Annotated in this window: 1 protein-coding gene; it reads left to right on the plus strand. The window is 74.0% G+C overall.

Annotated features, from left to right (window positions below):
• Positions 1-54: 54 nt before the first annotated feature.
• A partial coding sequence (locus ABT300_RS43005) for a non-ribosomal peptide synthetase (protein ID WP_351688322.1) occupies positions 55-2,673 on the plus strand: 2,619 nt, incomplete at its 3' end.

The raw sequence follows: 2,673 nt of genomic DNA on the forward strand, positions 1-2,673 counted from the left end.
GACATATACACCACTCGCACACACCTCTTTCCCTCCCCGACGCCCTGCCGTACTCTGGCCCGCGACCTCGGGGTGGCCTCCGGGGCGCGCACGGCCGGCCGTGCGCCGCAGTGGCAGCCGCTGCCCGTCCAGTACGCCGACTACGCGCTGTGGCAGCGCGGCCTGCTGGGCGACGAGCACGATCCGGAGAGCATGATCTCCCGCCAGGCCGACTACTGGCGCGGCGCGCTGGCGGGGGCGCCGGAGAAACTCGACCTGTCCTTCGACCGCCCGCGTCCCGCCGTGCCCTCGCACCGCGGTCACCAGGTGCCGGTCGCGGTGCCGGCGGAGGTCCACGCCCGGCTGGTGGAACTGGCGCGGGCCGAGGGCGTGACGGTGTTCATGGTGCTGCAGGGCGCCCTGGCGGTGTTGTTGTCGCGCCTGGGCGCCGGCACGGACATCCCGATCGGCTCGCCCCACGCCGGCCGCACCGACGACGCACTCAGCGACCTGGTCGGTTTCTTCCTCAACACCCTGGTGGTGCGCACCGACCTGTCGGGCGACCCGACCTTCCGTCAGGTGCTGGGCCGAGTGCGCGAGCGCAGCCTGGAGGCGTTCACGCACCAGGACGTGCCGTTCGAGCGGCTGGTGGAGGAGCTGGCCCCGAACCGCTCGATGGCCCACCACGCCCTGTTCCAGGTGATGCTCACCCTGCAGAACACCGAGCAGGCGGTGCTGGAACTGCCCGGCCTGCGGGTCGAGCAGCGCCGGGCCGGGCGGACGCCGGCCCGGTTCGACCTCGATGTCATCGTGTCCGAGGCGTTCGACGAGCAGGGCGCACCGGCGGGCGTGCGGGGTTCGGTGACCGCGGCGGCGGACCTGCTCGACGAGGCCTCCGCCGAGCGCCTGGTGGCCCGGCTCGTGCACGTGCTGGACGTCCTCACGGGCGACCCGCAGATCCGGCTGAGCACCGTGGACGTGCTGGACGCGGCCGAGCGCGGGCGGCTGCTGGAGGAGTGGAACGCCACCGCTGCCGACGTGCCCTCGGGAACAGTGGCGGAGCTGTTCGCCGCGCAAGTGACACGCGATCCGGCCGCGGTGGCGGTGGTGGCCGCCGACGACGAGGAGGTGACCTACGCCGAACTGGACGCACGGGCGAACAGCCTGGCCCGGTACCTGGTCGGCCGGGGCGTGGGCGCGGAGTCGATCGTCGGGGTCTGCCTGGAGCGCGGCGTCGACCTGATGGTGGCCCTCCTCGCCGTCGCGAAGGCAGGCGGCGCCTACATGCCGATCGACCCTGCCTACCCGGTGGACCGCATCGCGTACATGCTGGAGGACGCCGAGCCCGCCGTGGTACTGGCTTCCTCGGGCACGGCTCCGGTCGTGCCCGGCTCCGCGGTGCTGGTGGACGCCCCGGAGACGACGGCGGTGGACGGCGGCGCCCTGGCCGCCCCGTCGGTCCGGCTGGAGAACCCGGCCTACGTGATCTACACCTCGGGCTCGACCGGGCGTCCCAAGGGCGTGCTGGTCTCCCACGCGGGTGTCGCGAGCCTGGTGGCGGGCCACGTCCGCCGGCTGGGGGTCGGCGCCGGGTCGCGGGTGGGGCAGTTCGCCTCGCCGGGCTTCGACACCTTCGGTTGGGAGTGGCTGATGGCCCTGCTGACCGGCGCGACCCTGGTGGTGATCCCGCAGGAGCGCCGACTGGGCGAGGCCCTGCCGCAGTTCCTCGCCGCGGAGCGGGTCACGCATGTGACGCTGCCGCCGGCCGTGCTGGCCACCCTGGACGAGCAGTCGATCGGCGCGGACACGGTCCTGGTGACCGCCGGTGAGGCTTGCCCGCCCGACGTGATGGCCCGCTGGGCGCGCGGCCACCGGCTGTTCAACTCCTACGGCCCGACCGAGACCACGGTCGACGCGACGCTGTGGCGCTGCGTCCCGCAGGCCGGGGAGGTCGCGATCGGCGCGCCGGTCCTCAACACCCGTGTCTTCGTCCTGGACGAGTTCCTCGCCCCGGTGCCGGTCGGCGTGCCCGGCGAGCTGTACGTCGCCGGCATCGGCCTGGCGCGCGGCTACCTGGGCCGCCCCGGCCTGACGGCGGAACGCTTCGTCGCCAACCCCTTCGGCGGCCCCGGCGAGCGGTTCTACCGCACGGGCGACCGGGCCCGCTGGACGGCCGACGGGCAGTTGGTGTTCGCCGGCCGCACGGACGACCAGGTGAAGATCCGCGGCTTCCGTATCGAACCGGGCGAGATCGAGAGCGTCATCGCCTCGCACCCGCAGGTCGCCCAGGCCGCCGTCGTCGTGCGCGAGGACACGCCCGCAGAGAAGCGCCTGGTCGCCTACGTGGTCGCCGACGGCGCGCCCGCCGACCTTCCCGGGCTGGTCACCCGTCTGGCCGCCGAGCGGCTGCCGGAGTACATGGTGCCGTCGGCGGTCGTGCTCCTCGACGCCCTGCCGATCACCGTGAACGGCAAGCTGGACCGCAAGGCGCTGCCCGCCCCCGAGGAGCGTCCCGCCGTGGGCCGGGGCCCCGCGAACCCGCGCGAGGAACTCCTGTGCGGCGTGTTCGCACAGATCCTCGGCGTCGAAAGCGTCGGCGTCGACGACGACTTCTTCGCCCTCGGCGGCCACTCCCTGCTCGCCGTCCGGCTGGCCAGCCGGATCCGCGCGGGGGGCCGCGGTCAACGTGGACTA

The organism is Streptomyces sp. NPDC001027 (assembly GCF_040299045.1).
Lineage (GTDB): Bacteria > Actinomycetota > Actinomycetes > Streptomycetales > Streptomycetaceae > Streptomyces.